Below are 3,641 nucleotides of genomic sequence, written 5' to 3' on the forward strand. Positions count from 1 at the left end.
ACCCCCACAAGGCTTTGCGCTATCTCTCACCGAGAGAGTTCAGAGCCATGCAATCGAAAACCTGATCCTGTCCGGGAATTAGGGGGCAACTACACCTTCTACAATGCCAGGCGCCCGCATTCGGTCCATAAAGGCCGAACGCCGGACCAGGTCTACTTCTCAGGCTTGCCAAACATGGCGGAGGCGGCTTAAAGGAATTGCACGACGTGCAGCGCGTGAGAGTTGCCCACCGCGGCGGTCTTTCGTCGTGAAGGCGACGACCGACCGCCGCCGTGGACAACTCTGGAAACAACAGAAGCTGGCAGGCTCCACTTATCTCGGCCCGCTGCGTGTCCAAACGAACTGAGCCAGCTCTCACCAAATCTGAAGACTGTTTCCAAGACTAGGCTACAGGCTGAAGTCGAGTAAGCCGTTATCGCTAGCTTCAATAAATCTCCGTCGACGGCACCCGGCCCATAAAGGGATTTTTTTGAGCTGCTACGTCGAACCCAAGACCAAGATGTTCTTGGCAATCTTCATACATCAGTCATTTCCGATATATGCTGACAGAGCCATTCGGAAAAGGAACTACTAATTTGTCGAGGCTTCTGATCCATCCCAAGCTCGTGATTCCAAAACACTATCGGCGGCTCTCCCTCGGAAATGGTATTGATGCAATACAAATTTCCTGCTCCGTCATTATAGACCGGTATCAGATGCTTTAAGAGAGCAGGATACATCTCCGTTCGTTCGGAAAGAGTGATCTTAGTTAACTCCAACGCAGGCGAAATGTCTGATCCCAGCCCATAAATCTCTGTGTAGGCGAGATCGATCCAGCCATATCGAAGGAGAAATTTAGCAAAATCACCTCTAATCGATACATCAACTGTTTCTTCAAACTGCGTTACTTCCTCTTGGGTCGCACCCTGTCCAACCTCCTTCGGGGCGGGGTAGTTGTCAATAAGTTCTGATAATGCAGCAAACGACATATTTAACCTCTACGGATGGTTCAGCTTATAGTTTGTCCGTGCGGCAGCGGCTATGCAGCATATCACTGGCACGATCCAGAATATAAGCCAGACAAGCTCCGCTATTGCCTCTGCCGTCGATCAGCAAATGGCTGCCACGCAGGAAGTCGTACAAGCTGTTAATCAGGCATCTGTGGGTACGCAAGAAGTCACATCTAATATGTCAGGCGTTGCCCAAGCCGCCGAACAAACGGGCGAGGCCGCTGTTCAGGTGCAAAGCTCTTCTTCCGAGTTGGCTACGCAGGCGGAGCGCCTCCACTTTGAAATGGACAAATTCCTTGCAACTGTAAGGGCGGGCTGACGTTTGAACCTGAAAGTCCAGGCAGTTACCCAGGCCTCCATTGGCACATCCAACATCACCGGTGTGGCTCAGGCGGCTGAACAAACCGGCGATGCCCCAGCGCAAGGTTTGAGTGCCTCCGGTGAATTGGCCCCACAAGCCGAGCGCCTGCATCAGGAAATGGATAAGTTCCTGACGACTGTCAGAGCTGCATGATCGGCCGTCGCAACAGCGAAGTAAAGGCTGGTCACTTTGGGGCCAGCCATCCAGGCCCCTGCTTCGGCCGGTCGAAGCCGCCTAAGCCGTGGACTACAGCGCGGAGTGAGCAAGATCTTCAACCGACATCGGCTGACAAGTCTAAAGCCGCCTGCAGACTTTTCGCGGCGATTTGTCCCACATCATGAATCTATCCTGAACATCCATATTTTCCAATCAAGAAATTCATTGCCTGTATCTCAAAAGAGATACATTGGCCTGGGTGATTCAACCTGAAGAAAATTTTTCATGGTGCAAACGTCAATGCTGCACGTCCGGTTAGACGACGAAGTCAAAACGCTGGCCGCGGAAAAGCCTTCCGGCCTTGGGCTTACTGTGTCGGATGCTGTGCGGATATTGATAACCCGGATAGCGAGGGAGGGTGGACTACCCGCGGGCCTGACTGCGCCTTCAGAATCCTATGACACCTGGTTTCGCGCCATGGTCAAAGAGGCGCTGGATGACACCCGGCCGACGCTTCCCCATAAGCAAGTGATGGATGATGTTCAAACCTTGATCGACCAGAAGCGCCGTGCCCCTCGCGCTTGAATGGCGCGAAGCCGCCCGCCGAGACTTGCTTGCAATTGTTGATTACATCTCGGATGAAAGCCCTGACTCAGCACAACGGCTAAAAGACGAAATAGAAATGAAGGCAGCCAAACTGCCGTCGAGACCGAAGGTTTACAGGCTCGGTCGCGTGCCGGGCACACGCGAGATCGTCATTCGGCCGACTTAAATCGTCGTGTACACCGAGAATGTCCGCACAGTTATCATTCTTCGTGTATTGCACGCCGCGCAACAATGGCCATCAGCGAAGCGTTAGCCCAATTCTAGGTCAGCGTAAATTTGGAATTCTAGTTTTAAATGGCCTCGAATTTCAGGAAGCAGGTCAACGCGGTTCCGACGGACCCTCAACCCCCCGGTGGGGGGACCCGCGTCGGAACGGTCCGTCGCGCTAGCGTCGCCTGTTTTTGCACACCGGAGTGTCTGGGATGGGTGATTTGGTCTCAGGTTGCTTTTGACGCTCAAGCTCGCTAAGCAGTCTTATTTGTATAATACCGAATATGAACGCGACCGCGAGCCAAAATTGCATCGACATCGCGACTTGATGATCCCGGTGCAAGGGTCCCGTTCCTCGGCCAACACCACGCCCAGCCACAGCGAATTCTATAGGTGCCATCTATGCAGAACGATCTTGTATTTAAGGCTGGCTTCGGCAAACGCACACTCGGATGGCTTGTTTGCTTAGGTGCTGCGGGCGCATTGGTCGCCATGATCTACGGCATCTACACACACCCAGAGAACCAAATTCCGTCCGAGCTTTGGTCCGCTGCCGCCATTGCTGTTTTCCTGATCGGTCTCATGGTGGCTGGGATTGGCATCCAAAATGTGCATTGGAGCATCGAAAGCGAGAACATCGTCTATCGCGGTCTCTTCATAAAAAAGACGATCCCGATCTCCAATTTGGCCGGCTTTGGACAGATGATCGTTTCTGTAGTCCTCATTCCCTTTCAGCACGTTGACCTCTACGATCACCAGCTTATGCACCTCGTGCGGCTTCCGGTAAGCTTCAAGGACTGGCCAAAAGCGGAAGCCTGGCTTGCAGAGCGGTTGCGTTACGTCGTCAATGACGGAAGCCATATCCTGCCCAAATACAGATTCGCTGACACTCCGAAACCTAGTCGCCAACGGCTCGATATCTAAAGCTAGTTTGCCACTCTCGAATGGGTTGACTGGTTCAATAACCGAAGGCTTCTTGAGCCTATAGGTAATATACCGCCGGCTGAGGCTGAGCAAATGTACAATGCCGCTCTCGACACCGAAGAGATGGCCGCGTAACTTTTATAAACTGGCCTCCGGCAAACCCGGGGCGGTTCAGTCTACCTCAACGCCAAGCCCGATGGGACGATCTCCGTCGAGTTTTCTCTGCTTTGCGCAGCCGCGTATTATCTCAATGGTAGCGTTGGTAATCGCTACCCAATATTTTGAAGATCACCTGTTCGAGGTAACCGGGGCAAATTGGCGTGCAAGGGGGCTTGGCAGGGACTCGCGGTTATGATTCAAACTGGAGATGGCTCCATCGACTGAATCGAATGACG

General features: G+C 53.0%; 6 protein-coding genes and 1 pseudogene. 6 read left to right on the forward strand and 1 reads right to left on the reverse strand.

Features of this window, described 5'->3' with window-relative positions; genetic code table 11:
* Window positions 1-515: 515 nt before the first annotated feature.
* Entirely contained in the window at window positions 516-968 is a 453-nt protein-coding gene (locus B060_RS0123315) for an SMI1/KNR4 family protein (RefSeq protein ID WP_018084194.1), read from the reverse strand.
* A gap of 52 nt (window positions 969-1,020) precedes the next feature.
* Between B060_RS0123315 and B060_RS0123320 the strand changes: the two genes are divergently transcribed.
* From B060_RS0123320 to B060_RS27530, 6 genes and pseudogenes are all read left to right on the forward strand, one after another.
* Window positions 1,021-1,308 (forward strand): hypothetical protein, encoded by a 288-nt coding sequence (locus B060_RS0123320; protein WP_018084195.1) that lies wholly within the window; start codon window positions 1,021-1,023, stop codon window positions 1,306-1,308.
* Between the two features lie 3 nt (window positions 1,309-1,311).
* Window positions 1,312-1,503, forward strand: coding sequence for a hypothetical protein (locus B060_RS0123325; protein ID WP_018084196.1), 192 nt, complete (start codon window positions 1,312-1,314; stop codon window positions 1,501-1,503).
* Between the two features lie 288 nt (window positions 1,504-1,791).
* A complete protein-coding gene (locus B060_RS0123330; protein ID WP_018084197.1) occupies window positions 1,792-2,091 on the forward strand; it encodes a type II toxin-antitoxin system RelB/DinJ family antitoxin in 300 nt (99 codons plus the stop codon).
* Window positions 2,075-2,278: a type II toxin-antitoxin system RelE/ParE family toxin gene (locus B060_RS26950; RefSeq protein ID WP_236621699.1), complete on the forward strand. Its 204-nt coding sequence runs from the start codon at window positions 2,075-2,077 to the stop codon at window positions 2,276-2,278. Before B060_RS0123330 ends, B060_RS26950 begins: the two co-directional genes overlap by 17 nt.
* Window positions 2,279-2,724: 446 nt before the next feature.
* The gene (locus B060_RS0123335) at window positions 2,725-3,246 is read left to right on the forward strand and encodes a hypothetical protein (protein ID WP_018084198.1); all 522 of its coding nucleotides are present in this window, start codon (window positions 2,725-2,727) and stop codon (window positions 3,244-3,246) included.
* Between the two features lie 6 nt (window positions 3,247-3,252).
* Window positions 3,253-3,381 (forward strand): annotated as a pseudogene (locus B060_RS27530) (IS3 family transposase); the annotation flags it as partial.
* Between the last annotated feature and the right edge of the window lie 260 nt (window positions 3,382-3,641).

The organism is Asticcacaulis benevestitus DSM 16100 = ATCC BAA-896 (genome assembly GCF_000376105.1).
In the GTDB taxonomy this organism is placed as follows: domain Bacteria; phylum Pseudomonadota; class Alphaproteobacteria; order Caulobacterales; family Caulobacteraceae; genus Asticcacaulis; species Asticcacaulis benevestitus.